Source organism: Paraburkholderia phenazinium, assembly GCF_900100735.1.
GTDB lineage: Bacteria > Pseudomonadota > Gammaproteobacteria > Burkholderiales > Burkholderiaceae > Paraburkholderia > Paraburkholderia phenazinia.
In genome coordinates this window covers 225,053-251,647 of sequence record NZ_FNCJ01000007.1, presented here as the reverse complement: position 1 = coordinate 251,647, position 26,595 = coordinate 225,053, and the positions used below count along the sequence as shown (strand labels likewise).

The window sequence follows — 26,595 nt, the reverse complement described above, 5'->3', positions numbered from 1 at the left end:
ATGGACGCTCATACTGCACAGGCAATCTGGCGGCGCGGCAGTTCGAGCCGTTGCGACCAGCTGGCAAGGCTGCGCGCAGCCACGGCGGGTTTGGCGAGAATCGCGCTGTCGTAGCGTTTGCCGTCAAAGCGCAGGAAGCCGACGATGCGAAAGCCATGGCCGCGATAGAACGCGACCAGATGGGCGGCGGGCTGCGGCGTATCGAGGGCAAGCTCCGCATAGCCGCGCGTGGCCCGCGAGCGGGTGACAGCGGCGCTCTGATCGACGCAGGTGCAGTTCAGGCCCATTGCGCCCAGCCGCTCGAACGCACGGTGCAACATGGTTGTGAGCGCATCGAACGAATCGCGCGCCGGATCGAAGCGTCGCAGCTCGATACGGCCAAGGCCGTGCCGCACATAGTCGATCCGGACAGGCTGTTGCTGGGCTGCGCGTTGATTCACCATGACCATCCACATTCATCAGGTTGCCTGAAGTGTAGGTTTGGCCGGGGAGCGCCCGCAAGAAAAAATCTCGTAAAAACTGCGGCGGGCGTGCGCAGCCTCAGGCGGGTTGCGGCACTGTCTCGCCGAGCTGCAGCTCCTCGCAAAGACAGGTTTGCAAGGCCTGCAGGCGGCGGCCTGGGTAGGCGCAAGGCGGGTGGCCGCGGCACTGACTGCGCCGGTCTCCGCGACGGTCACGAAGGCGCGCAGCAAGCTGCTATCCAGATCCCTCATTATCAAGGCCCTTGATGTCGGCATAAGAATTATCAGCTTATCTTATTGCCGCGAGCATGGTTATGATGAGCGCACTCCATTCGAAGAGACTGCCATGCAGGACAACAACACGCTCGTCCCCGCTCCTGGGGTGCATGGCGCCGAAGGCACCCATGGTACTCGCGACACGCACGAGGCTCACGGTGCTGTGGCCACACCGGCCTCCACGCCTTCCACGCCCGCTGAGCCCTCTACAACAGCAAGTGGCGGGTCAAGGCGCGCCGGCGGCCTGGCCGCGTTGCTCGCCATGCTGTCGATGTCCAGCGTGCAGTTCGGCGCCGCCCTCTCCGCCCCGGCGATGACGGCCTACGGCTCGTTCAGCACGACCTGGCTGCGGCTATGCTGGGCCGCCGTCGTACTGGCCTTGATCGTCCGCCCGCCACTGCGCAGCTATGCGCGCTCGCACTGGCTTGCCGCCGGTACGCTAGGCGTCGCGATGGCTGGCATGACACTGTGCTTCTTCGCAGCGCTCCAGCGCATTCCGCTGGGTCTGGCAGTCGCGATCGATTTCCTCGGCCCGCTCACGGTCGCCACCTTCGGCGTGCGCCGTCTGCGCGCGCTCGTCTGGCCGGTGCTCGCCATCGCAGGGGTTCTGTTGCTCGCGCACGATCGCGCCGGCTGGGTCGGCGACCCGCTCGGCGTGCTGCTGGCGCTCGGCGCGGCGCTTGGCTGGGGCAGCTATATCGTGCTGATGAAGAAGACCGGCACCCTGTTCCCAGGTCTGGAAGGACTCTCGGTATCGCTGCTCGCCGCTGCCGTGGTGGCAACGCCATTCGGCCTTGTCGAAAGCGGCGGCCACATCCCGCTTGCGCAACTCGGCGCCACCGCGGGTCTCGCGGTGCTGGTGCCGTTGCTGCCGTACGCGCTGGAGATGATTGCGCTGCGTCATATGCGCGCCTCATCGTTCGGCATCCTGATGAGTATCGAACCGGCCATCGGCGCGCTCGCCGGTTTCGTCGTGCTGCGTCAGCCGCTGACACTGCCGCAACTAGCGGGCATGCTGCTGGTCGTCAGCGCCAGTTTGGGGGTGGTGCTGGCGGCGCCGTGAACGCCGCGTCGGCGGTGGATGCAGCAGGTGCGGCGCTAATGCCGTCATCCTCGGCGCGCAAGCGGCGCTGCCCCAGCGCGGCGCGTAAGCGATCCCGATCCAGTTCCCTCTCCCACGCCGCTACGACGATTGCCGCGACGCCATTACCGATGATATTGGTCAAGGCCCGGCATTCGGACATGAAGCGGTCAATGCCGAGAATCAGCACCATCGCTGTCACCGGCACGGTGGGCACCACCGAAAGGCTTGCCGCCAGCGTGATGAAACCCGCGCCTGTGACTCCCGTCGAACCTTTCGACGTCAGCATCGTCACGGCAAGCAAGGTCGCCTCCTCGCCGAGACTCAAATGCGTATTGGTGGCCTGGGCGAGAAACAGCACCGCCAACGTCATATATAGATTGGTACCGTCCAGATTGAACGAATAGCCAGTGGGCACCACCAACCCGACAATCGCCCGCGGGCAACCGAGCCGCTCGAGCTTCTCCATCAGTTGCGGCAGCGCCGCCTCCGAGGTCGAGGTGCCGAGCACGATCAACAGTTCGTCCTTGATGAAGGCAAGAAAGCGCCAGATGCTGAACCCGCACAGACGGGCGATCGCGCCGAGCACCACGATCACGAAAACGAAGGCGCTCAGATAGAACGCGCCGATCAGCTTGAGCATGGGCAGCAGCGAGCCGATGCCGTACCGGCCGATCGTGAAGGCCATTGCCCCGAACGCGCCGAGCGGCGCGAGCCGCGTGATCAACTGGACGATCCGAAAGAAGGTCTTCGAGAGCGCCTCGATCAGGTTGGCGACCGGCTTGCCTGCGTCGCCCAACAGAGAGAGCGCAGCGCCGAACAGCATGGCGATCAACAGCACCGGCAGGATATCGCCTTGCACGAAAGCCCCGGCAAAGGTCTCGGGAACGATGTGCAACAGGAAGCCCGCCACGCCCTCGCCATGCGCCGCCTGGCTCACGTAGCCGGACACCGTGCTGCCGTCGAGCGTGGCGGGGTCGACATTGAAGCCCTTGCCGGGGCCAAGCAGGTGCGCCGCCAGCAGACCGAGGCCGAGCGCGAGCGTCGACACCGCTTCGAAATACAGCAAGGCCTTGCCGCCCACCCGGCCGACCTTCTTCATATCGCGCATGCTGGCAATGCCGGTGACCACGGTGCAGAAAATCACCGGGCCGATAATCATGCGGATCAGCCGGATGAAGGTATCGCCAAGCGGCTTCATCGCAATAGCCCCCGCTGGGGCAATATGGCCGAGCAGGATGCCGACTGCGATCGCCAGCAGAACCTGCACGTAGAGAATCTGGTAGAACGGTTTGCGCTGCATGTCTCCTCCTTTTTTTGGGCAAAACGATGCCCTGCTCCGCGGCGCCGTGTCGGAACGGCGCGGCAGGGCTGCTCAATGCCTAAGTGCTGTTTACTGCGGGTGCGCGTTACATCACCGCCGCCCACGGCTTGCGGCTGAAATGCGTGCGCTCGAACGCCTCGATCTCGGGCAGCGCGGCTAGCGTCAGGTCCACCGTGTCCATGCCGTCGATCACCATGCGTTTATGGCGCATGCCCAGCGGAAACGAAAACACCTGTCCTGTAGCGGTGAAGACTTTCTGCTGCTCGATATCGATGCGCAGCACAGCCGCCTCGCCCGCCGAAGCCGCGCTCAGGGCCAGCAACTGGTTGACCTCGGCGCGCTCGAGCTGGACCAGCAGCAGGCGATTGTTCATGGCGTTGGAGTAGAAAATCTCCGCAAAGCTCGGCGCGATCACGGCCGCGAAGCCATACTGCTGCAGGCCCCATACTGCATGCTCGCGGCTCGAGCCACAGCCGAAGTTGGCGCCGCCGATCAGGATCCGCACGCCGCGATAGCGCGCCTGATTGAGCACGCAGTCCTCGCGCGGTACGCCCTCGGCGTCGAAACGCAGGTCGTACAGCAAACCCTCGCTCAAACCGGCCTTGTCGATGATGCGCAGGAACTGCTTGGGCATGATCTGGTCAGTGTCGAGATTGTCGAGCGGCAGCGGCGCAGCGCTGCCCTCGATCGAAGTGAGCTTAGTCATGGTGCGGCTCCAGAGTACGGACATCGGTGATGCGGCCGGTCAAGGCGGCGGCGGCGGCCATCGCGGGGCTCATCAGATGAGTCCGCCCGCCGCGCCCCTGGCGGCCCTCGAAATTGCGGTTAGTGGTCGAGGCGCAGCGCTCGCCGTCGGCGAGCACGTCGTCGTTCATCGCAAGGCACATCGAGCAACCGGGCTCGCGCCACTCGAAACCCGCCTCGGTGAGGATCGCCGCTAGCCCCTCCGCTTCCGCCTGGCGGCGCACGCTGCCGGAGCCGGGCACCACCATCGCCCGCACCTGGGGCGCAACCCGGCGTCCGTGCGCAAGCGCTGCGACGATCCGCAAATCCTCGATGCGGCCGTTGGTGCACGAGCCGATAAAGACCCGGTCGATCGGCGTCCCCATAAGCGGCTGGCTGGCCACGAGCCCCATATAGTCGAGCGCACGGCGCAGCGCCGCGGCGGCTTCCGGGGTGGCTTGGGCCGCCTCGTCCGGCACAGCGGCGTCCACTGCGATGGCCTGGTCGGGGCTCGTGCCCCACGTCACGAACGGCGCGATCTCACGTGCGTCGAAGCGGTATTCGGCATCGAACGGGGCGTCCTCGTCGGACGCCAGCTCGCGCCAATCCGCGAGCGCCGCAGCCCATGCGGCCTCGTCAAGCGAGGTGGCATGGCGGCGCACATAGTCGAAAGTGGTGGCGTCTGGTGCGATCAAGGCAGCGCGGGCGCCGGCCTCGACCGTCATGTTGCAGATCGTCATGCGCGCTTCAGCCGAGAGTGCGGTAATCGTCGAGCCGGCAAATTCCACCGCATAGCCGCGTGCGCCTTGTGCACCGATCCGGCTGATCATCCACAGGATCAGGTCCTTCGACGCGGTGCCGAACGGCAAGGCCCCATCGATCACGATGCGCATGGTCTGCGCGAGCCGGTAGACCAGCGTCTGGGTGGCGAGCACGTGTTCGACTTCCGAAGTGCCGATGCCGAACCCCAGCGCGCCGAGCGCTCCGTAAGTCGTCGTATGGCTATCGCCGCACAGCACCACCATGCCGGGGCGAATCAGCCCCAGCTCGGGCGCAACGATATGTTCGATGCCTTGCAACGGATCGTTGGCCGCCAGCAGGCGGATGCCGGCGCGCTCGCAATTGCGCGCGAGGTTGTTGGCTTGCAGCAGCGAGGCGGCATCGCGAATCACGCGCGGCGTTTCCGCGTGGGTCGGGATGATATGGCTCACCACCGCCAGTTGCTGGCGCGGCCGGCGCACGGCGCGCTGCTTTGCCGCGAGCGCGGCAAACGCCTGCGGACTGGTGTACTCGTTCATCAAATGCAGGTCGACGTAGAGCAGCACGTTCTGTTCATCGAGCGATGTTACGGTATGCGAATCGACTAGCTTCTGGTACAGCGTTCGGTTTGACATGATGGCCTACCAACACAAAGAGGTTGTCGAACGGCAAGCGCGAGGCTTAGCCGCGAAGAAACGGCAAGACCCGCTCGAGCAGCAGCTCGGGTGCCTCCTCCGCGATGTAGTGGCCACAAGGCAAGGCCCCGCCGCTCACCTGCGGCGCCCATGGGCGCCACTCGGCCAGCGCGTCGAAACATTTTTCGATCACGCCGTCGGCGCCCCACAGCGCCAGCAGATCGCAGGCGATCGTGCGGCCCGCGGCACGATCCGCGCGGTCGTGCTCGAGGTCGATCGTGATGCTCGCGCGGTAGTCCTCGCAGATGCCGTGCGCGGTCGCCGGGTCGCTCAGGCAGCGCAGATACTCGGCGTAGGCCTCTTGCGTGAACGGCTTCAAGCCGGCGCTGCGCGCCCCGATGGTCTGCTTCAGATACAGGTCCGGGTCGGCGCAAATCAGCGTCTCCGGAAACGGCGCGGGCCGCACCAGAAAGAACCAGTGCCAGTAGGCGCGCGCAAATTCGAACGAGGTGTTTTCATACATGGCGAGAGTCGGCGCGACATCGAGCGTGACAAGCCGCGTGAGCGCTTCCGGATGATCGAGCGCCATGCGCGCCGCCACCCGGCCGCCGCGGTCGTGCGCCAGCACGGCGAACTGCGTGAAGCCGAGCGAGCGCATCAACTCCACCTGATCCTGCGCCATGCGCCGCTTCGAATAGTTGCTGTGATCGGCGTGACCGGCCGGCTTGCCGCTGTCGCCATAGCCGCGCAGGTCCGCCGCCACCACCGTGAAATGCTCGGCCAGCGCCGGTGCAACCTTGTGCCAGATCGCATGGGTCTGCGGATGGCCGTGCAACAGCAGCAGGGCCGGCCCCGCGCCGCCGCGCAACGCGTGAATCTTGATGCCGTCGACGACGGTGCTTGCATCGGTGAAGTGTTCAAACACAGCAATCTCCCGTGGTTTGAGGTAGTTTAATTGCTGCCCGGTACGATATGGTGTCGACCAAAGCAATCTATCTTTAACTGCGAGGCAACAATGGACAGCCTTTCCGACCTTGGCTTTTTCGCGCTGGTGGCGCGCCAGCAGAGCCTGACGGCCGCCGCCCGCGAACTCGGCGTCACCACGCCGTCGGTCAGCAAGCGGCTTGCGCAGGTCGAGCGGCGCCTGGGGGTGCGGCTCCTGAACCGGACCACGCGGCGCGTCAGCCTGACGAGCGAGGGCGAGCTGTATCTGGGCAACGGCTCGCGGATTCTCTCGGAGCTGGCCGAACTCGAACAGTTGGTGACGAAGAGCCGCGCCGAACCGGCTGGGCTGCTGCGCGTGAATGCATCGTTCGGTTTTGGACGCGCGCATATCGCCCCGGCGATCTCGGCGTTCATCGCGCGCTATCCGGGTATGGAGATTCAGTTGCATCTGACGGACCGGCCGGTCAGCCTGCAGGACCAGGGCTTCGACCTGGGCATCCGCTTCGGCGAGGTGCCCGATGCGCGCATCAACGCGCGGCTGTTGCTGAAGAACCGGCGTCTGGTGTGCGCGTCTCCTGCGTATCTGAAGCGGCGGCACGCGCCGCTCGCCCCGCACGACCTGACCCAGCACGACTGCATCGTGTTGCGCGAGAACGAGTCGGCCTACGGCACGTGGCATTTCGCGCGCGGCAAGAAGGACGAGACCGTGAAGGTGAATGGCCCGTTAAGCAGCAACGACGGCAACACGGTGCTCAATTGGGCGCTCGATGGCCGCGGCATCGTGGTGCGTTCGCAGTGGGAGATCGGCGAGTATCTGCAGACCGGCAAGCTGGTGCCGCTGCTCACGGACTGGGCGCTGCCGAATGCGGATATCTATGCGGTGTATCTGGAGCGGCACCGGCTGTCGGCGAAACTGCGCACGTTTATCGAGTTCGTCGGCGAGCGGCTGCGCGCAACGGGGCTTTGAGCGGAGCGTGGCCTCGGAGTGGCGAGCACCGAGGTAGCGAACTTATGCGTAATACTCCGCCTCATACAGGCGCTTACCGGCCTCGTCCTTCGCGGCCAGAATCGGCGCAAACTCGATCGGCCAGTCAATGCCGATATCCGGGTCGCTCCACAAAAGGCTGCGCTCGTGTTCGGGATACCAGTAGTCGGTGGCCTTGCACAGGCACTCGGCGATCTCCGACATCACCACGAAGCCATGCGCGAACCCCGGCGGCACCCACATCTGGCGGCGGTTGTCCGCGCTCAGATGCACGCCGATCCACTTGCCGAAGTTGTGCGAGCTCAGGCGTATGTCCACCGCCACGTCGAACACGTCGCCCGCCACGACCCGCACGAGCTTGCCCTGCGGATGCTGGATCTGATAATGCAGGCCGCGCAACACGCCGCGCCGCGAGCGCGAATGATCGTCCTGCACGAACTCGACGCCTGCGGCCACCTGGCGCGCAAAATCGTCGGCGTTGAAGGTCTCGAATGCGCTGCCCGACTCGTCGCAGAATAATTCCGATTCGACGATCTTCACTTCAGGGAGCGCCGTGCGCGTGACCTTCATGCTCATGACACCCGCCCCGTAAGTAGGCGCCACCTTGGTGCGGCGCGGACGGGCGCTGCGGCTGGCAAGCCGTTCGGCCACGCTTCTCGCGCCATGCGTGGCGCCCAGCCGTGCCGGTTGTGAATGGCGTGTGCTCATGCCAGCGCCCCTGCCACCCGGCGGGTAATCGCCAGGTACTGCTCAGCAGTGTCGTTGAGCGTCAGGCCCGCCAGCGGACGTGCCACACGCGGCTGCCGCAGCGCCGCGACCAGCGCCTGCGCATAGGCGCCGGTGTCGGCGGTATCGAGCAGTTGCACGCCGGGAAAATCACGCGCAAAAGCGAACGCGTCGATCTTGCTGGCGACAACCGGAATACCCGTTGCCAGCGCTTCGAGAAACGCAATGCTGTGCCCTTCCGAGCGCGAGGGCATGGCAAACACGCTCGACTCCGTCAAAAGGCGTGAGACGTCGCCGCGCGGACCATCCGCCGTCACCCGCGTCTCGAGTCCCAGCTCGCGCACGCGCGCCTCTACCGCCGCGAAGTAGGCGGGATCTTCGACGACCCCGGCCAGCAGCAGCCGCGCCTCGGGCACCGCTTGCAGCGCCTCGGCGAACGCGCTCACCGACTGCAGCTGATTCTTGACCGCGTTATAGCGGCCAATCTGCACGATCTGCAACGGGCCGCCGGCGCGCGTATCGTCGACGCCGGTCGTGCAGACGAAGCGGCGCGTATCGACACCGTTCGGAATCACCTGCATCAGCGGATGACGGCCGATGGCGGCAACATAGTCGTTGAGGTTGGCCTCCGACACGCCGACCACCGCCCGCGCCCGGCTCGACAACAGCCTCTCGACGCGGCGAAACAGCGAACGCTCGAAGTCGTTGGCCGCCGAATGCATCACATAGATCACCGGCACGCGCACCGGCAAGGCGCGGGCATAGAACGCCGGAATGGTTGCGTGCGCAAGCAGCACGTCGGGCTGGAAGCGGCGAATCGCGTGATACAGATGCCACAGCTTGCCGAAGCTGCCGTGAGTGCCAGCCGGAAACAGGCAGGCCACCTGGTGCGCTTCGAGCTCGCCGCGCAGCGCCGTAAAGTCGTCATGTTGCGGCAGCAACGAGGTCACGCCCACCGTATCGCCGTGCGTCTGCTGATGAATCGCGAGGTCTTTCGCGAGCACTTCCGCGCCCGAGAGCCGCGGCGCCAGAACCAGATGGAGAATCCGCATCACGCCCTCTTCAGAATCCGATAGAGCATCCAGGCTGCGCTCCCGCTCAGGCCCACCGTCATCGCCCACGCTACACCGGTCACACCCCACAGATGGGTCGCCGGCGGCACGATGACAACGAGCGCGATGACCTGCAGCACCGAGGCCTCAGTGGCCGCTTTCGGTGCGCCGACGGCGCGCAGATACGCGACCAGCATGGCAATCACCGCGCCGATCGCCATGTTGATGACGAAGATCCTGAAGAGCGGCACGGCCGACATCCACGCCGGCCCGAGCACCAGCATGAACAGCGGCGCCGCGGTCCAGCGCAGCACCAGCACCACCGCCACGAGGCCGGTCACGATGACGATCATGTAGCGGGCAAACAGTCTGGCTGCCGAACCGTCTTCGCGCCGGTGGTGCGCGGAGAAGGTCGGAAACAGGTACTGGCCGAGCGCGATGGCCGCATCGGCAAGCAGCATCTGCGCGAGCTTCGACGACATCTGATAGGCGCCCAGCGCGACCGGGCCGAGCAGTTTGGCGACCAGCACCTTGTCGAACTGGTTGAGCAGCAGGTTGACCACGCTGCCGGCCCAGATCCAGCGGCTGAAATTCACGTAGTGGCCGATGCCGTGCCACGCAAAGCGTACCGGCGGCCGAGGCCCCATGGTGGTCCAGGTGAGCAGGGTCTTGAGCGCCTCGCCCACGAGCATGCCGATCAGCACCGCGATGGCGCCTGCGCCGCCCCATGCGCAAGCAAGGCCGATCGCACAATCGGCAAACGCCGCGGAGGTTTCTACGCCGGCCAGTTGCTGGAAGCGCCGCTCGCGTTGCACCATGTAGTACGCGGGAGACGCGAGACCGCGGATCAGCGGCAACGCGGCGGCCAGTTGCAGCAGCACAAGCGAGCCGCCCAGATGAAACTGCGCGTTCATCAAGGGCGCGAGCGCGATCAACAACAGCGCAATCAATGTGCCGCGTGCGGTCAGCGTGGTCCACACCGCGCCGAGTTCCCCACGGCTCGGCATGACCTTGGCCTGCACCACGGCCTGGGCGAGACCCGTGTCGCTGAGCGCCTCGGCAATGGCCACCGCCAGCAAGGCCACGCTCACACTGCCGATCGCCGCGGGTCCAAGCATGCGGCCGATGGCGAGAAACTTCAGCGCCACCAGACCCCGGACAACCACCTGCTGGATCAATACCCAGGTCGCCGCGCTGCCGTCGAATACGGGCATCGTCGAGACAAGCGGAACCCTGATCGATCTCACGGATGCCCTCCCCTTTTTACATGCGCAATCCATTCCTGACAAGGTAACGCGGCTGTTTATGCGGGGACCGCCATCTCATAGCCGATATCGGCCCCGCGCGGGCCTCGGGCGAGGTTTTTCGTTACCTTTTGGGGTATGACAAAAGACACTATCCTCGTCATCGAACCCGACTTCTCCGGTCATCGCTGGCGCTACGCCGAGTGGACCGGAGAGGCGTGTGTCGAGGCCGGCTATCAGTGCGTGATCGTCACGACCTCGGCCAACGCCACACATCCGCTTGCGCAACGGCTCGCCGCCGGCAACGGCACGGACGCCTCGGCGGACCTGCAGATCAGCTTCGTCGACCCGCCCGCCGACGCCAGCCGCCCCGGCCTTGGCTCACTCAGCTACGTGCGCTTCTTTCGCCACTTCCAGCATGTCTATCAGACGGTGAGCCGCGAGTACCGCGTGGTGCAGGTGGTGGTGCCGTACATCGATTACTTCTTCTATGCCTTGCCTTTACTCGGCTCGCCATTCGGCAGCACACCGTGGCTGGGCATTACGATGCGCGCCACCTTTCATCATCATGAAGCCGGCGTGCGCGCACCGCGCCGTCCGCTCGTCAATGCGCTCAAAGCTCAATTGTTTCGGCGTGCGATCTGCACGCGCGGTCTGAAGACCCTGCTCACCATCGACCCGACACTCGCCGACTGGTGCGCCAATCACCCTGAACCCAGCGCCGCGCCCGTGCAGTATCTGGCCGACCCATGCCCCGAAACGGCGCCGCTCGACGCATGGAATGCGCGCGAGCAACTCGGCCTCGCCGCTTACGGCCAGTTCGTGCTGGTGTACGGCGCCATCAGCGAACGCAAAGGCATTTTCGAACTCGTCGATGCGCTCGCCGCCCGCGACGACGCCCCGACTCTCGTGATCGCCGGCGCCCAGGACATGGTCGTGCGGGCCCCCTTGCTCAAGGCTCTCACGCAACTGAGCCCGGCGCCGGTGGTCATGGACCGCTTCATCGATACCGATACCGAACAGGCGCTCTTCTCGGCCTGCGACGTGATCTGGCTCGGCTACAAAGGGCACTACGGGATGAGCGGCGTGCTGGTGCAGGCCTACCGGTTCGGCAAGCCGCTGATTGCGACAGCGGATGGACTGATAGGCTGGTTTTGCCGCAACGGCGAACTCGGCCCGGTGCTCGACGAACTCTCGTCCGATTCGATCAATCAGGCGCTCGATACGCTACTCGTGCAGGACTGGCAGCGCCCCGGTACAGCGAACGGCCCGCATCTGCTCGAACGCAATACGCTCGCTCATTTCAAGCAGAGCTTGCAGTCGGCGTTGCTCGAAAGTCCGAAGGTATGGACCGCGAGCGAATGCCGCCCCGGCGCTGCTACGACCTGAGCAAACTGAGCGGACCTACTGAGCAAGCACACCAACGCGGCATTAGCGATTCACCTGAGCGTTCCTCGCTTACAAAACGTGCCCGCCCACTGCCGGCACTTCCAGTTCCTCCGGCATGCCCTCGCCCTTCGGTCCCTTGCGGCGCGCCGGGAAGATCGCATCGCGCAGGCGCAGGAACGGGAATTCCACCGCGCGGGTCGTCACATAGCCGATCACGATGGCAATCACGAACTGCGCGATCAGCACCGGCGCCCACGCGGCAATCGCGGGTACATGCAGCGCCGCGAACTTGCGGATCAGCATGTCGCCAGGCGCGAGCGCCAGCGAGTGCCACAGATAGATTCCATACGAGTACACCCCGATCCAGGCCACCGCGCGAAACAGCCACGACTCGCGCAGCTTGTGCGAATACTCGATGGTCAGCACGATCAACGCGCAGAAGCCGAGCGCCTGAACTGTATAGCCGATGCTTTCGTCGAGCGGAACGTCTTTGATCGCCAGCACGAGCCATGCGACGAGCGCCACCACCATCGCGATCAGCGTCTTCTTGCGAGCGGCAAAGCGCCGGTATAGCTCGGGCTTCATCCAGTAGACGGCAGCGAGGATCACCCCGAACAGCAGGCTGTCGATCCGGTACTGCGTATAGAAGAACGCCGCGTCGAGATCGCCCTTCGCCACCACCACGCAGCGCGCCGCCAGCACGATCGCACAGATCGCCAGTAGCGTTGCAATGATCGCGTTGGCGCGCAGCTTGAGCATCACCACCACCGACAGCAGCGCAGGCAGAAACAGATAAAAGTGTTCCTCGACCGCGAGACTCCAGGTCTGCGTGATTGAAGTACCCAGATAGTTCTGCATATGGGTCAGGTTCTGCAGCAGGAACGTGCTGGTGGGATGACGGCCGGCGAACACGTGGAACAGGATCAGCACGTAGTAAGCGGGCCAGATCTTGAAGATCCGCCGGATGATGAAGCGTCGTGCGTCGATGTGTCCCACCTTGGCATACTGTTTGAGCAACAGCCCGCCTACGAGGAAGCCGCTCAACGTGAAGAACAGGTTGACCCCTTCCTTGCCGAAGCTTTTCAGTGGGTATTCAATGACGGCAATCAGCGTGCTGCCCGTGTGCACCGTATGGAAGTGAAATCCCATCACGGCGATGATGGCGATGCCCCGAATGAAATCCAGCTCGATCGAGCGTTGGGGTCCCTTCGAATTGCCTGTGCCGAACCAGCGCATGATCTCCCCCGCTACGGAATTGAAGTGTTCAAACCCATTTCCGCCATCTGTCCTCTTATCTTCTTGTGAGAGGTCCGGTTTGATCCGCCAACATCACGCCGTTCCCGGCCATGCATGCCCACTGTTGGCGAAGTCCAACGCTGCCCCATAAAGCGCAACTCGTGCGTCAGTCGATTCACGCCGAACACTAGCCACTAGACGCCGCCGCCGCCGCGAGCCGGCAAACGCCGAATAACGCGCTGCTATATTCGAATCAATGATTTTGGGGGAGTCGGGTGCCATGGGAAAACCCATGCGATAACCCGTCTGCACACCTTACGTTCTGCCGCGCCGCAACCGGCTGCCGCAGCGGCGTAGGCCCGCATGGCGTCCGGCGCGCAGCCGCCCGGCGCCTCCACGTCGCGCGAGGCGCGACGGTCTCCCTCATGCCGCTACCCGTTTGCGATACACGCTGCGCGCCGCGCGGCTGGCACGTAAGGAGAACCCAATCGTGCGCAACAAGTTCACCGGCGTGTGGATCTGGTTATTCCTCACGCCCCTCGCACTCGACTTCAAGGCCTCCGAAGACACTGCCAGCCATCTCGCGCAGATTCTGCTCGTCGTGCCTTCGGTAGGGGCCGGCTTTCTTCTGCTGTTAATCGCGCCGCGCTTCGAGCACCGCTCGCATATGCGCAAGGTCGTCACCTTCGCGCTGCTGCTGACGATTCTCGGCAGCGCTTTCACGCAGGCCCTGCAGGGCAACCAGGTCGGCAACTATCTGCGCGTGCTGCTGCCGTTCCTGCTGTTTCTGCTCGGTTATGCCGTGGCCTGCCATCCGTGGAGCGACGTGCGGCTCGCGCAGATCGAAAAGGCCTTGCTATGGGCCATGGTCATCTCGCTTGCGTTCAGCTTCGCGTACGGCGTCGCCACCGGTGGTGGTCTCGACAAGGTGCGCTTCCGTATCGTCTCGGTCACCTTCCTCGGCCTGCAGGCCCTGCTGCTGCACGAATTCGTCGTCGCCAAGCGCTATACACGCTTCGCTCTGGCGTTGTTTCTCGCCACCCTCGTAATCGAACTGCTGAGCGTGACGCGCTCGCTACTGCTCGGCACGGCCTTGCTGTTCCTGCTCGCGACGTGGCTGAGCGCAACCTCGCTGCGGCATCTGATTCGCGCAGCCACCCGCGCGATCGTGATGGGCCTGCTGATCTGCGTGACGGTGGCCGGTGTCGCCGCGCTGTTCCCGACCGTATCGGCCCACTGGGCCCAGCGCATCTTCGCCTCCAGAGAGACCGAAGCCGGCGTCGATCCGACCACCATTACGCGCCTTGCCGAAATGAAGAACCAGTACGACCAGGTGACTTCGTCGTCGGTCGCGTTGCTGGCCGGCGAAGGATATGGACACCTGTACCGCTATTCGCCGAACTTCCTGCCCGACCTCCAGGGGCAGATGAGCGCGAAGGATTTCTTCGCCATCCGCGAATGGGTGGCAGGCCACAACTTCTGGGTCTATCAGTTGTTTGCGGGCGGGCTGCTGTTCGGTATCGGCATGCCGCTCGCGATCCTCTACGCGCTCTATAAAGGCACGCTCGCGCATCGCGAATGGCGACGGCGCATGCCAAACCTGCTGTATCTGCCGGTGCTCGGCCGCTCGATCCTGCTGCTCGCCGCCCTGCCGGCCATCTCGATTGGCGGCAACCCGCTAGGGCCGCGTTTCTCGGGGCTCGTGTTCGGTGTCGCGCTCGGCATGCTCGTGGCTACCTATGCCCGCATCGCCCAGACCATGCGGGTGCGCGCAGCCCGCCACGTCGGTCGCCCGCACCGCGTGCCGAGCATGTCGCCCACGCCGCAATGGCCGCACGGCAGTCTCGAAGGACGGCCGGGTCTCGCCCAGGTGCAGCCCGGCCTGCACGGCAAAGCCCAGCCATGAAAGCCCCGCCAAGTGTCCTGCTGATGTCCTGATGAGCGCGCCATGAAGATACTGCATCTGCTGCCTTCGCTCGATCCCCGCACCGGCGGCCCCACCGAATGCGTGCGGCAAAGCGGTCTCGGCATGACCGCGCTCGGCCATCGGGTCGAGGTGGTGAGCGTCGACGATCCAGCCGCGCCGTGGCTCGCCAGCTTTCCGCTACCCGTGCATGCGCTCGGACCCGCCCGCAGCTCCTACGGTTACACGCCAAAGCTCGCGCCGTGGCTGCAGGCCCACGTCGCCGAATTCGACGCGGTGATCGTCAACGGCCTCTGGCAATACCCCGGGTATGCAACGTGGAAAGCGCTGCGGCACAGCGGCGTGCCGTATTACGTGTTTCCGCACGGCATGCTCGATCCCTGGTTCAAGCGCACCTATCCGCTCAAGCATCTGAAGAAGTGTCTCTATTGGCCGTGGGCCGAATACCGGGTGCTGCGCGACGCGGCGCGGGTGCTCTTTACTGCGCAGGACGAGCGCCGGCTCGCTCGTGAATCGTTCAGGCTTTATCGTGCCAACGAAGAGGTCGTGGCGTTCGGCACGAACCGGCCGCCCGCCGCCGACGCCACCGATCTGCGCGCAGCGTTCCATGCGGCACATCCGGCCTTGCGCGAGAGGCGACTGCTCCTGTTTCTCGGCCGCATCCATCCGAAGAAAGGCTGCGATCTGCTGTTAAAGGCATTTGCGGCGCTCTGCGAGTTCGATACGTCGATGCACCTCGTGATGGCAGGCCCCGACAATAGCGAGTGGACGCCGGCCCTGAAAGCGCTGGTCGCCGAACTGGGCATTGCGCAACGCGTCACATGGACCGGCATGCTGCAAGGCGACGAAAAGTGGGGGGCGTTCTACGCGAGCGAGGCCTTCGTGCTGCCGTCGCATCAGGAGAACTTCGGCATTGCGGTGGCCGAGGCGCTCGCCTGCGGGCTACCCGTGCTGATTTCCGACAAGGTGAATATCTGGCGCGAGGTCGAAGCGGATGGCGCGGGTTTCGCCGCGCCCGATAGTGTCGAAGGCACGCTCGCCAATCTCACGCGCTGGCTGCAGCTCGACCCGGCGGCGGCGACCGCAATGCGTACTCAAGCGCTGCACTGCTTCGAGCAGCATTTCACGGTGGAGGCGATGTCGGCCGATCTGCTGCGCGTCCTGCAGCAGGGGCGCCCTTCACTTCTTGGCGAGGAACAGCAGGTCCTCACCCATCGGCCGTACCTCAGCCGCGAACGGTAGTTTCTCCCCAACCGGCTCGCCGCCGGCCGCCGGCGCCGGGGTCAGCGTACCCAGGCTCGCCGGCTGCGCCCCGTCGCGGCCCTTGAGCGCTGCCGCAATATGCTCGGCGAGCCGCAAGGTCAGGGCCACGATGGTGATGGTCGGGAAATTCGCGCCGACCGTCGGGAAGACCGAACTGCCGGCCACATACAGGTTAGCAATGCCGTGCACCTTGCAATCGCGGTCCACCACGCCGTGACGCGGCGAATCGTGCATGCGGGTAGTGCCCATGTGATGCCAGGTACCCTCCAGTTGCCCGGGCCAAGCCCGTCCTTCGAGCGGCGCATCGAGCGTCACGCTCGCCACGCCGCCCAGTTGCATCTCCTGGGCGAGCAGCGCATTGGTGCGATCGAAGGTGCGCTTGACCAGTTCGGTCAACTGCCAATCCACCTTGACGCGATTCATGCCAAGCCGGTCGCGCTGCGTCGACAAGGTCACGCGGCTATCGCGATTGGGTTCGGCTTCGACGATGGTCTGAAACTTCACGTCGGTGATCAGCGCGCGCGGCTGGAACAGACGGGCGGCGCCGAAGCACCCCGCCTCGACCGGATGCATGGCCATCGTCACGAGGTCGTGGCGCAGGCTCCAACCGGGCTGGTCTTTCTTCAGGAGAGCCTGCTTGCAGCGGATCAAGGCCTCGGCGCCAGCCGTGTTTTCGCCGTAGAACATCGAATAGAACCATACGCGCGCGTTGAGCAGCTTCTCGCGTTCGAGCACCTCCTGAGTCAGTGCGAACTGTGACGAGATATGCTGACCGTGCGCCTTCACCGCATCGTTCTGGTAGTGGTACTTGATGTCGTATAGCTTGTTGCGTGCCCATGCCGGGTTGAAGTCGATGCTGCCCGACATGATGCGCGGATGATCCATGAAATAGCGGCCCACGAGATCGTGGCCATTGCCTAGCCCCGCTACCTGTACCTTGTTGGCGGCCAGCAGCAGCCGGGCGTTTTCGATACCGCCCGTAGCCAGCACGAACACCTTCGCGGCCACAGCGAAACGCCGGCCGCTCAGCGTGCCGACCTGGATGCGGGAGACGTTCTGCGCTTCGCCATCGGTTTCGATATCGAGCGCATTGCCGTTGAGAAACACGCGCACGTGGCGCGACTTCAGCAATTCGCTGCGATACAGCTTGCCGAAGCGCACGGGCGGGCTGAACTGCGAGATGGTATCGCGCACGTTGCCGCTCGGCAGCGGGTGGCGGCGCACGTCGGCACGGCCGATTGCCGCTTCCCAGTAGGCCGGATCGAAATTTTGCGGCCCGAGCATGAGCAGGCCATGGGTGCGTTCGTAGTACGGTTTGAGTTCCTCGAGACCGAACGGCCAGCCGCTATCCTGGACCCAGTCGCGCTTTTCGAAATCCCAGGGATCGAGCGGGCGGCACCAGCCGCCCCAGCAGTTGCTGCTGCCGCCGAGAAAGCGGCTGCGGCTGCCATCCGCAAACGTATAGGGAATGCCGACATTCTCGCCGCGATACAGGTCGCGAGTTTCGTCATCGGCCTTGTAGCCGCCGCTCTCGAGCAGGCAGGTATCGATGCCCAGCTTGTCCATTTCGAGCGCGAACGTAATACCGGCCACGCCTGCCCCGATAATGCAAACAGTGGTCTCGATGACTGACCGCTCTTCCACACCCCGGCTGTCGATGAACATCCCCGCTCCCGTGATTCTTGTGCAGCCGCCTTACCGGCACTTCACGCCAGCCACCCACGGTTCTCAAGCCTCGCCGTAGCCGTCCCGGTTCACATACTTGCAACACCGGCGCCTGGCCCGCGACGGCATCCCGTAGTACATGTTCAGGCTCATCTGCGCTGCTTTCCGACATGCCGCTTGCGGCGGTCTGCTGTCGCCCGGGCTGAACCGGTCCGGATACGTCAAGTACTGCCAGCTATCTTTCACGCGTCCTGCGAATAGCGGTGTTCGCTATCGCGCATTACGGCACGCGTTGTTGCGCGAAGCGCTTCCTGATGAAGCGAGCGGGATTGCCGCCATATACGCCCTCGGGTTCCAGCGAACGATGCACCACGGAGAGCGGCGTGACGAGCGCGGAGCGGCCGATCGTCACGCCCATCTGCACCACGCATTTCGAGGCGATCCACACGCCATCTTCGATCACGATGGGCGCCACATGCAGATCCATGTTGGTGGCGTAGTCGTGCGAGCCGGCCGTGAGCAAACTGCCCTGCGAAATGCACACGTTCGCGCCGATGCGGATCGGCGCCTGGTTGTAGATCCATGCGTCGATGCCGAACCAGCAGTTCGCACCGACTTCGAGATTCCATGGCGCCTTCACGCGCAGCGGATGCACGAAGCGGCAGTTCGGCCCGATCTTCGCGCCGAACAGGCGCAACAGCGCCACGCGCAGCGCCGAGAACGGCACCAGCTTGTTGTTGATGACACAGGCCTCGATCACGAACCAGACGGCCTCAGTGAGGCGGCTCACGCGCCGCACATAATTGCCCTTGCCGGCAAGGCTCAGATCGATCACGCGCGGTGTGGCCGAAGCCGCCGTAGCGGCATCCGCTTGCCATTCCAGCGCTGCATCGAGTTCGTCGCGTTTCATGTGAATATTGCGCTCCACTTGCATTCCGCTGTCCTCTGCGTGGGCAGTCGTCCACTGTCGCTGTCAGGCGCTTTTTCGCCTTGTAGCATCGTGTAAGAAATTGTGCACAGTCCTCACCCGGGTTTCGTTTTTGCTAGCGCCGATTGGCTTGAGTCGCACAGGCTTTGTCGGCTTTCGACTGGCATCTCCCAAGGGGCGCAATGCGGTTGACACTACCATTAGGATGACGCAGCGCGATTGCGTGCGCCACTCCGTGACAAGCCAGGACACCCCCACTCATGAATGCTCTTGCCCTGCGCATCGCGCTCTCCTTTTCTCTCACCCTCGCTTGTGGCGCCACGCATGCCCAGGCACTCGCCACCTACGGCGATGCCCCAGCTGCCGAAGCAGAAGGCGCGGCCGCCGCGGCGAACCGCGCCGGCAACGGCGGCGGCCCGCTCAACGCTGGCACGGGCGACTCGTTGCTGCTCGGCGGCCCGGCCGCGTATGGCGACGTGTATAGCGCCCAGACCGCCGACAACCGCCAGGATCAAAATGTCCCGGCAGCGGCGGCCAATCCGCAAGGCCGTGGCGTCACGCCGGTCGAACACATGCTCACCAATCCGGGCACGCCGCAGCCGGGCGGACCGGCAATCGGCGCTGCCGCGAATGCCGGCAAACCAGGTGTGGGTGCGCGTGGCACCGGCACAGCGGCGCTTACGCAGACGCCGGTCAATGCGGCTCAGCAGCTCTATGGCAACGGCACCGCAAGCGGCGCCGCGCGTCACGACATCTACAAGATGCCCTGGTAGGCCACCGCACTACGCTCAACTACGTTCAGTCCACCTGGGTCGGCTCCAGCGGCGCTCCTGCCAGTTTCTCGCGCGCTAAACCGCCTGCCGTACCGCTGGTATCACTCGTACCCGTGGCGCCGGTACTGCCGCTGCTGGGCACTGCCGCACTGTCCTCACCACATAGCTCGCGTAGCTTGCGGCTCAAGTCGCCGAGCACACTCGCGCTCGACAAGCTGCGTTCGGCATATTCGCGCCCAGCGGCACCCAATACCGCGCGCCGCAGCGGATCGGCCGCCAACGCCTCGATCGCCTCCACCAGCGCGTCCACGTTCTCCGGCGGCACGACCACACCACGCGGCGCCACCACCTCATACAGTTCAGTGCCGGTGCACGCCATCGCAACGATGGCCCGGCCGCTCGCCAGCATGCCGTTCAACTTGGAGGGCATCACGAGATCGGCGGCGCCACCGCGCTGCGGCAGCACGTGAATGTCGGCGAGGTTGAGCAACTGGTTCAGTTGACGGGCAGGCTGCAGAGCCATGAAGCTGCAGTTGGCCAAGCCGGCGCAACGCGCCTCCAGCATCGCGCGCGCCGGCCCGTTGCCGCAGAAGACGAAACTGATGTCGGGCCGTCCGGCGAGTTCGGCTGCAGCGGCGGCCAGAATCTCCAGCCCCTGCTTCGAACCCATATTGCCCGCATACAGCACCACGGTCTGCGGCAAAGCTCGTTTGTCGAGGCCGAGCAGCTTGCGGTAGTAGCGGGCATGCGCGAGCGGCACGATGGCCCGCGTGTCCACCCAGTTGGGCAAGCAATAAGTTTTGAGCGGATCGACGCCCTTGGCGATGGCGCGCTCGACCATCTTCGCCGAGAGGCTCGACACCACGTCGAAGCGGGTCAGCAGCCGGCGCTCGATGGCCAGCGCCATACGCCGGGCGTGGGTGCCCCGAACGAGGCCGAGGTCGAACGCGGCATCCACCTCGTAGTCCTGAATATGCAGCCACGAGTGTGCCCCGGCAAGACGCGCGACGAGCCAGGCGCCGGGCGCGCTCATCAGGCTTGGTGCGATGCTCATCACCACCTCGGGGCGCCACGCGAGCTGCGCAGCCAGCGCCGGCAGCGAGGCAAGCGCAAAGCTCGCCAGATGCAGCAGGCGCGACAAACCAGTAGGTCTCGCCGGCACCCACAGGGGCACCCGCTGCAGCTGCACACCGTTGCGCGCCTCGCGCCGGTAGCGCCACGCGCTGAAACCTGCCGCGATGCGCCACTGCGGGTAATAGGGCGGTCCGCACACCACGCGCACTTCGTGCCCGTCGGCGACCAGCGCTTCCGCCATCTCAGCGCTGTACTTGCCGACCCCCGTGAGCTCCGGCGCGTAGTTGAGCCCGACAAGTAGAATTTTCATACCCCTCCCAATCAGCACACCGTGCTGCGCGCGCCGGCGCCAGCACGCCACTCTGTCCAACCCTTCCAGCACCACATCAAGCGTTCCAGCGTCCTCGTCATCAAGCTAGGCCGCAAGCATCACGGCGCAACCGCGGGCGATATTCGAAGCAGCATTCGGCGGATCGAAGCGGCGAATCACCTCCATGCACGCGCGAGCGGTCTGGCCGGTGTCGGCAAACGCCTCCAGCGCCTTCAACATGGTGCGATGCAAGGACGCGCCGTCGCCCGAGCGGAACGCGTAGCCGGTCACGCCGTCGATCACCAGTTCCGGCACGCAGCCGCAGTTGTCGCTCACCACCACGGGACAGCCGTGGTTCAAGGCCTCGTTGACGACAAGCCCCCATGGCTCGCTGAAACTAGGCAATACGAGGCACGAGGCGCCGAAGTATTCGCGCGACAGGCCTTCGTCCTGCAGGCTGCCGACGAAGCACACCGCGTCGGCGAGGCCACGCTCGTTCACGTCGTTCTGCAACTGTTCGCCCTGCGGTCCGGTGCCGACAATGCGCAGCTTCGCCTGCGGAATCCGCCGGCGAATCGCGGCAAACGCTTCGAGCAGCGCATCGATGCCCTTCTCCTGCGAGAGCCGTCCCACGAACAGAAACACCGGATCCCGAGCACGCCGCGCATGCAGACGCTCGTCGAGCGCGCGCTCCGGCACGAACGACCACGGTAGCGCCGCCGCCTGGCAGGGCACGAAGATGCGCTCGCGCTTGGCGCCGAGCGACATCAGATATTCGCGGCTGCGCTCGCCGAAACCGAAGTAGCCGTCGCATAGCGAGAAGAACACGCGCTTCGGAATCGACGTCAGCAGACGGCGCGGCCGGTCGCGGCCGGTCGAATCGCAGAACACCGCGCGGCGCTTGCCGGTCGCAATGCAGGCGAACAGCATCGCCCAGTACTCCGGACGATGGTAGCCGGGCAGCACCACCAGATCGGCGTGCGTGCGCAGGACTTCCATGGTGAGGCGGTACATCATCCGCCAGGCCGGCACGTCCTCGTAGCAGCCGTGGAACAGCGTGCGCATCGGATAACGGTGGTACGAATAGTCGACCTCGGAAAAGCCGAGCCGGAAGTGCTCGGTCTCGGAGATCTGCACGATCGAATATTTGATCGGGCTTGCCGCCGAGATCGCATGCAGCGCCGAAAATACCACGGCCTTGTGGCGCGACCAGACCACGTTATGAAAGATCGTGACGGTGCCGTTAGCCATCTCACACCGTCCCTTCGGAGAGCGTAGCCGCGCCGAAGCGCGCCACGAAGTCGCGATAGGTCGCTTCGATGCCTTCGCGCAAACCGATGTGCGCCTGCCAGCCCATTCGCGCCAGACGCGACACGTCGAGCAGCTTGCGTGGGGTGCCGTCCGGCTTCGAGGTGTCGAACACGATCTGGCCGTCGAAGCCGACCGTCTCGGCAACCCGCTCGGCTACTTCGCGGATCGACAGATCGTCGCCCACGCCCACATTCAACAGGCCATCGGCCACCTCGCGTTCGAGCACGAACACGGTGGCAGCGGCCAGATCGTCCACATGCAGGAATTCGCGGCGTGGCGTGCCGGTGCCCCACACGGTCAGCACATGATCGCCGTGCAGCTTCGCTTCGTGCGCCTTGCGGATCAGCGCCGGCAGCACGTGGCTATTGCGCAGGTCGTAGTTGTCGTTCGGGCCGTACAGGTTGGTCGGCATCAACGCGACGAAGCGGGTGCCATACTGACGGTTATAGGCCTCGCATAGCTTGAGGCCGGCAATCTTGGCGATCGCATACGGCTCGTTGGTGGCTTCGAGCGCGGAGCTCAGCAGGTACTCCTCCTCGATCGGCTGGGCGCAGGCCTTCGGGTAAATGCACGACGAGCCGAAGAACACGAGGCGGACCACACCGGCCTGATACGCAGCGTGAATGACGTTGGTCTCAATCGCAAGGTTCTGGTAGATGAAGTCCGCCGGCTGCGTGGCGTTGGCGAGAATCCCTCCCACCCGGGCCGCGGCCAGCAGGACCACATCCACATGCTCGGTGGCAAAAAAGCGCTGCACTGCCGCCTGGTCGAGCAGATCCAGTTCGGCATGGGTTCTTGTCAGGATGTCCGTATAACCGTCCGCCTGCAGCCGGCGGACCAGTGCCGAGCCGACCATACCCCGATGGCCGGCGACGAAGATGCGCGCGCTCTTGTCCATAGCCGTTTCCCTTGAATTGATCCGTGACGCTATCCGTGACGTTGGGTGTGAGGTTGGGCGTGAGCTCATTCGTGATGTTCGAGCGCCTTGAAACCGGCCAGTGTCACCAGCGCATCGCGGCGTGCAATCTGGTAGTCGGCTCGCACCATTTCCTTGACCAGTGCCAGGAACGGCGTCGCCGGCTTCCAGCCGAGCTTGGCGTGCGCCTTGGAAGGATCGCCGAGCAAGGTCTGCACTTCGGTGGGCCGGAAGTAGCGCGGATCGACGCGCACCACGACGTCGCCACGCGAGAGCCGGGTTTCCTTGCCTTCCACCTTGTCGACCACGCCCACTTCATCGACGCCCTCGCCTTCGAAGCGCACCGTCACGCCAAGTTCGGCGGCCGCAGCCTGGACGAACTCGCGCACGCTGAACTGCTGGCCGGTGGCGATCACGAAGTCTTCCGGCTCGTCCTGTTGCAGCATCATCCACTGCATCTCGACGTAGTCGCGCGCGTGACCCCAGTCGCGCAGCGCGGACAGATTGCCGAGGTACATATCGTCCTGCAGGCCCACCGCGATCCGTGCGAGAGCACGGGTGATCTTGCGCGTCACGAAGGTTTCGCCGCGCACCGGCGATTCGTGGTTGAAGAGAATGCCGTTGCAGGCGTACATGCCGTACGCTTCGCGGTAGTTGACGGTGATCCAGTAGGCGTACAGCTTCGCGACCGCATACGGGCTGCGCGGATAGAACGGCGTGGTCTCTTTCTGCGGCACTTCCTGGACGAGCCCATACAGCTCGGAGGTAGACGCCTGATAGAAACGGGTCTTCTTCTCCAGCCCGAGAATGCGCATGGCTTCGAGAATCCGCAGCGTGCCGAGGCCGTCCGCATTGGCGGTGTACTCGGGTTCCTCGAACGAGACCGCCACGTGGCTTTGCGCCGCCAGGTTGTAGATTTCGTCGGGCTGCACGCGCTGAATGATGCGCACGATGCTCGACGAATCGGTCAGATCGCCGTGGTGCAGGAAGAAGTGCCGGTCGGCCACGTGCGGATCGCAGCACAGGTGATCGATCCGGTCGGTATTGAAGAGCGACGTGCGCCTTTTGATGCCGTGCACTTCGTAGCCCTTGGCAAGCAGCAGATCGGCGAGATATGACCCGTCCTGCCCTGTTACACCGGTTATCAAAGCGACCTTGCGATCCATTGTGTTCCCCTCGTCGAAGCGTTTGACTGCAGTGCTGCGCGTGCGGCGGTCCTCCGCACGTGCGTAGAAAACGGTCTTGCTGTCCTTCGCGATCCTGCTTCACTGCGCTGTGTTGCTTTACTGCGCGCTGCCGGCAGCCACTCAATCCGCGCGGCTTTCGTAGCCGTAGTAGCCGGTGTAGCCGCCCAGGTTGAGCTTCGGTGGCGGCACGTCGGTGAGCAGCACGCCATGCAGGTTGACGCCCGCATTGACAAGACGCTTGAGCGCTTCGGAGATTTCCATCGCCGGGTGGCGGCCGTGCCGCACCACCATCAGCGTGGTGCCCGCGTGCTTGCCGATCAGCGCGGCGTCGGTCACCGCCAGCACCGGCGGCGTATCGACGATCACGAGGTCGTAGACGCGCGAGAAGTGTTCGAGCAGCGTGCGGAAGCGGTCGCTCATCAGCAGTTCGGACGGATTGCCTGGCAGGCCGCCTTTGGTCAGCACGTCGAGGCCGGGCAGCACGTCGCGCAGGACGCACTCCTGCAGGTCCGCGCCGTTCAGCACATCGGCAAGCCCTGGCGTATGCGGCAGGCCGAAGTGCTTGTGGATATCGCCGCGCCGCATGTCGCCGTCGATCAGCAGCACGCGCTTGTGGGCCGACGCCACCAGCGCCGAGAGATTGACCGACATGAACGACTTGCCCGCATCCGGCCGCGAGCCGGTTAGCATCACCACGTTATTGCGCGCCGACACCAGCGCGTATTGCAACGTGGTGCGCAGGCTGCGCACGCCCTCTACGGCGACGTCGTCCGGCGCCTGGGCGGCCAGCACATGCACACCCGCGCGGCGCAGGCCGACGTTACGTTGCACGCGCAGCTGCAGGTTGCTGCGCGGCACCACCGCGCAGACCGGCACGCCCAGCAGCGCCTCGATTTCCGTGGTGTTCTGCACGCCGCCATAGAGCGTCTTGCGTGTGAACGCCGCGAGGATGCCGAGCACGAGGCCGAGACCACCGCTGATCAGGATCAGCAGCAAGCGTTGCGGCCGCACCGGGTCGTCGGCCGGTTCGGCGTAGTCGACCACGCGCACGCTACCTACCTGGCCCGCCTTGATGATGCGCAACTGCTGCGCGCTGTTGAGCAGGTTTGTGTAAAGCTCGGTATCGACGCGCACGTCGCGCAACATCCGCAGCGCGGTCTGCTCGGTGTCCGGCAGGGTCGAGACGTTATGCGTCAGTCCGCCCTGCACCGCCTGCAACTGGGCGATCTGCGCGTCGAGCGCGGCAACCGCGGGGTGAGCGGCGGTAAAGCGTGTCGCCAGTTCGGCGCGTTGTTGCTGCAGGTCCACCAGCTTGGTCTTGTTCTCCACGATCTGCTGCAGCAGCAGACGGCTTTCCTCGCTCAGGTCGACCGTGCCCTGCTTGTTGCGGAAGGTGTTGTAACGCTGCTCGGCCTGGTCGAGCTCGGTACGCAGTTGCGGCAACTGCTGGTCGAGAAAGGCGAGCGTGTGCTCCGCCTCGGCCGACTTGCGGTCGATATCCTGCTGCACGTACTGGCGGGCGATGCTGTTGACGACCGCCGCCGTCAGCTCGCTATTGCCGCCTTCGAGCGTCACGGCGATGATGCCGGACTGCACGCTCGTCTCAACCACGTTGAGTTCCTTTTGCAGCTTGTTCACCGTATCGAGCGTCGAGGCGCGCGCCAGTTCGAACTGCGTACCCGGACGGGCGGTCAACTGATCGACCTGCAGACGCACCGGCCCCTGCGAGGTGGTGCCGACCGCCAGTTGCCCGGCCCGCGCGCGCAACACCTCGGCGCCCTTCTCGTCGGTCACCGCAAAGGAGTCGTCGGGCTGCACGGTCAGCACGAACGGCTTGCCGTACATTTCCTTCGGCGTATCGAACAGCGTCACGGCGATCTGCTCGCCGCCCCATGCGTACTGCGGCATCTCGAACAGCGGCGCGGCGAGGCCGTCGCCGCCGCGCCAGCGCGCCAGCAGATTGCCGATCAGCGGGAAATGGCGCGGCACGGCAGTAATGTCCAGATGCAGCTTGCGCACCGTCTCGTCCAGCACGAGGCGCGAGCGGATCAACTCGATCTGCGCCGAAGTCACCGCCTTGGTGTCGAAGATCGACGCCATCGTCTGCAGCGCGTCCTTGTTGCCGTTGGCGTTGCCGTTGCCATCGTTGGCGGTGTCTTCCACCTGGATCATGGCGTCGGCACGGTACACCGGGGTCTGCACGAATGCCACCAGGGTGCCGATCAGCAAGGCCGACAGCGTGACCACGAGGATCATCCGCCAATGCTGCGAGATCACCGCCAGGTAGTCCGACAGGCGTAGTTCGTCACTGCTCTGGACATCGACATATCGGTTTTCGAAATTAGTAGCCATGGTGTCATCAATCCCGCACAACAATTGCGTTGAATCGGCGCACGGCGCCGGGTCCG

General features: G+C 64.8%; 22 protein-coding genes and 1 pseudogene. 6 read left to right on the top strand and 17 right to left on the bottom strand.

What is annotated here, in order from left to right:
- Positions 1-8 precede the first annotated feature (8 nt).
- Together BLQ92_RS18140 and BLQ92_RS40685 are read right to left on the bottom strand one after the other, a co-directional pair.
- Positions 9-443, bottom strand: a complete 435-nt coding sequence (locus BLQ92_RS18140) for a hypothetical protein (protein ID WP_090685995.1) — start codon at positions 441-443, stop codon at positions 9-11.
- A 168-nt stretch (positions 444-611) separates the two neighbouring features.
- A pseudogene (locus BLQ92_RS40685) lies at positions 612-737 on the bottom strand (LysR family transcriptional regulator); the annotation flags it as partial.
- 70 nt (positions 738-807) lie between these two features.
- Between BLQ92_RS40685 and BLQ92_RS18130 the strand changes: the two are divergent.
- Entirely contained in the window at positions 808-1,800 is a 993-nt protein-coding gene (locus BLQ92_RS18130; RefSeq protein ID WP_090685907.1) for an EamA family transporter, read from the top strand.
- Here BLQ92_RS18130 and BLQ92_RS18125 read toward each other — a convergent pair.
- From BLQ92_RS18125 to BLQ92_RS18110, 4 genes are all read right to left on the bottom strand, one after another.
- Entirely contained in the window at positions 1,763-3,121 is a 1,359-nt protein-coding gene (locus BLQ92_RS18125) for a dicarboxylate/amino acid:cation symporter (RefSeq protein ID WP_090685906.1), read from the bottom strand. The two genes, BLQ92_RS18130 and BLQ92_RS18125, sit on opposite strands and share 38 nt — an antisense overlap.
- Positions 3,122-3,227: 106 nt before the next feature.
- A complete protein-coding gene (gene leuD / locus BLQ92_RS18120; protein WP_090685905.1) occupies positions 3,228-3,848 on the bottom strand; it encodes a 3-isopropylmalate dehydratase small subunit in 621 nt (206 codons plus the stop codon).
- Positions 3,841-5,259, bottom strand: a complete 1,419-nt coding sequence (leuC, locus tag BLQ92_RS18115; protein ID WP_090685904.1) for a 3-isopropylmalate dehydratase large subunit — start codon at positions 5,257-5,259, stop codon at positions 3,841-3,843. Before leuC ends, leuD begins: the two co-directional genes overlap by 8 nt.
- 46 nt (positions 5,260-5,305) lie before the next feature.
- Positions 5,306-6,184: an alpha/beta fold hydrolase gene (locus BLQ92_RS18110; protein ID WP_090685903.1), complete on the bottom strand. Its 879-nt coding sequence runs from the start codon at positions 6,182-6,184 to the stop codon at positions 5,306-5,308.
- Positions 6,185-6,274: 90 nt separating this feature from the next.
- Here BLQ92_RS18110 and BLQ92_RS18105 point away from each other — a divergent pair, with 90 nt between their 5' ends.
- Positions 6,275-7,171, top strand: coding sequence for a LysR family transcriptional regulator (locus tag BLQ92_RS18105; protein WP_090685902.1), 897 nt, complete (start codon positions 6,275-6,277; stop codon positions 7,169-7,171).
- A gap of 42 nt (positions 7,172-7,213) precedes the next feature.
- Here BLQ92_RS18105 and rfbC read toward each other — a convergent pair whose 3' ends face one another.
- The 3 genes from rfbC to BLQ92_RS18090 form a co-directional block, all read right to left on the bottom strand.
- Positions 7,214-7,765: a dTDP-4-dehydrorhamnose 3,5-epimerase gene (rfbC, locus tag BLQ92_RS18100; RefSeq protein ID WP_090685994.1), complete on the bottom strand. Its 552-nt coding sequence runs from the start codon at positions 7,763-7,765 to the stop codon at positions 7,214-7,216.
- Positions 7,766-7,893: 128 nt separating this feature from the next.
- On the bottom strand, positions 7,894-8,967 hold the full coding sequence (locus BLQ92_RS18095; RefSeq protein WP_090685901.1) for a glycosyltransferase family 4 protein: 1,074 nt from the start codon (positions 8,965-8,967) through the stop codon (positions 7,894-7,896).
- Positions 8,967-10,214 carry an oligosaccharide flippase family protein gene (locus BLQ92_RS18090; protein ID WP_090685900.1) on the bottom strand — a complete coding sequence of 416 codons (1,248 nt, stop codon included), beginning with the start codon at positions 10,212-10,214 and terminating at the stop codon, positions 8,967-8,969. Before BLQ92_RS18090 ends, BLQ92_RS18095 begins: the two co-directional genes overlap by 1 nt.
- Before the next feature lie 135 nt (positions 10,215-10,349).
- On the opposite strand from BLQ92_RS18090, the gene BLQ92_RS18085 reads away from it, so the two are divergent.
- A complete protein-coding gene (locus BLQ92_RS18085; RefSeq protein WP_090685899.1) occupies positions 10,350-11,600 on the top strand; it encodes a glycosyltransferase in 1,251 nt (416 codons plus the stop codon).
- 69 nt (positions 11,601-11,669) lie between these two features.
- Here the strand turns inward: BLQ92_RS18085 and BLQ92_RS18080 are convergent, their stop codons facing one another.
- Positions 11,670-12,836, bottom strand: coding sequence for an acyltransferase family protein (locus tag BLQ92_RS18080; protein ID WP_090685898.1), 1,167 nt, complete (start codon positions 12,834-12,836; stop codon positions 11,670-11,672).
- Positions 12,837-13,326: 490 nt separating this feature from the next.
- On the opposite strand from BLQ92_RS18080, the gene BLQ92_RS18075 reads away from it, so the two are divergent.
- Positions 13,327-14,742 carry a hypothetical protein gene (locus BLQ92_RS18075; RefSeq protein WP_090685897.1) on the top strand — a complete coding sequence of 472 codons (1,416 nt, stop codon included), beginning with the start codon at positions 13,327-13,329 and terminating at the stop codon, positions 14,740-14,742.
- 42 nt (positions 14,743-14,784) lie between these two features.
- Positions 14,785-16,002 carry a glycosyltransferase gene (locus BLQ92_RS18070; protein ID WP_090685896.1) on the top strand — a complete coding sequence of 406 codons (1,218 nt, stop codon included), beginning with the start codon at positions 14,785-14,787 and terminating at the stop codon, positions 16,000-16,002.
- On the opposite strand, the gene BLQ92_RS18065 is transcribed toward BLQ92_RS18070, so the two are convergent.
- On the bottom strand, positions 15,940-17,688 hold the full coding sequence (locus BLQ92_RS18065) for a GMC oxidoreductase (RefSeq protein WP_090685895.1): 1,749 nt from the start codon (positions 17,686-17,688) through the stop codon (positions 15,940-15,942). The genes BLQ92_RS18070 and BLQ92_RS18065 overlap by 63 nt on opposite strands.
- Before the next feature lie 280 nt (positions 17,689-17,968).
- Positions 17,969-18,598 (bottom strand): DapH/DapD/GlmU-related protein, encoded by a 630-nt coding sequence (locus tag BLQ92_RS18060; protein ID WP_090685993.1) that lies wholly within the window; start codon positions 18,596-18,598, stop codon positions 17,969-17,971.
- A 278-nt stretch (positions 18,599-18,876) separates the two neighbouring features.
- Here BLQ92_RS18060 and BLQ92_RS18055 point away from each other — a divergent pair, with 278 nt between their 5' ends.
- Entirely contained in the window at positions 18,877-19,389 is a 513-nt protein-coding gene (locus BLQ92_RS18055) for a hypothetical protein (protein WP_090685894.1), read from the top strand.
- Between the two features lie 25 nt (positions 19,390-19,414).
- Here the strand turns inward: BLQ92_RS18055 and BLQ92_RS18050 are convergent, their stop codons facing one another.
- The 5 genes from BLQ92_RS18050 to BLQ92_RS18030 form a co-directional block, all read right to left on the bottom strand.
- Positions 19,415-20,773, bottom strand: a complete 1,359-nt coding sequence (locus BLQ92_RS18050) for a glycosyltransferase WbuB (protein ID WP_090685893.1) — start codon at positions 20,771-20,773, stop codon at positions 19,415-19,417.
- A gap of 105 nt (positions 20,774-20,878) precedes the next feature.
- Complete coding sequence (locus BLQ92_RS18045; protein WP_090685892.1) at positions 20,879-22,024, bottom strand: glycosyltransferase family 4 protein; 1,146 nt, start codon at positions 22,022-22,024, stop codon at positions 20,879-20,881.
- Between the two features lies 1 nt (position 22,025).
- The gene (locus tag BLQ92_RS18040; protein ID WP_090685891.1) at positions 22,026-22,982 is read right to left on the bottom strand and encodes a GDP-L-fucose synthase family protein; all 957 of its coding nucleotides are present in this window, start codon (positions 22,980-22,982) and stop codon (positions 22,026-22,028) included.
- Positions 22,983-23,047: 65 nt separating this feature from the next.
- Entirely contained in the window at positions 23,048-24,166 is a 1,119-nt protein-coding gene (gene gmd / locus BLQ92_RS18035) for a GDP-mannose 4,6-dehydratase (protein ID WP_090685890.1), read from the bottom strand.
- A gap of 141 nt (positions 24,167-24,307) precedes the next feature.
- Positions 24,308-26,539 carry a polysaccharide biosynthesis tyrosine autokinase gene (locus BLQ92_RS18030; protein ID WP_090685889.1) on the bottom strand — a complete coding sequence of 744 codons (2,232 nt, stop codon included), beginning with the start codon at positions 26,537-26,539 and terminating at the stop codon, positions 24,308-24,310.
- Positions 26,540-26,595: the final 56 nt, after the last annotated feature.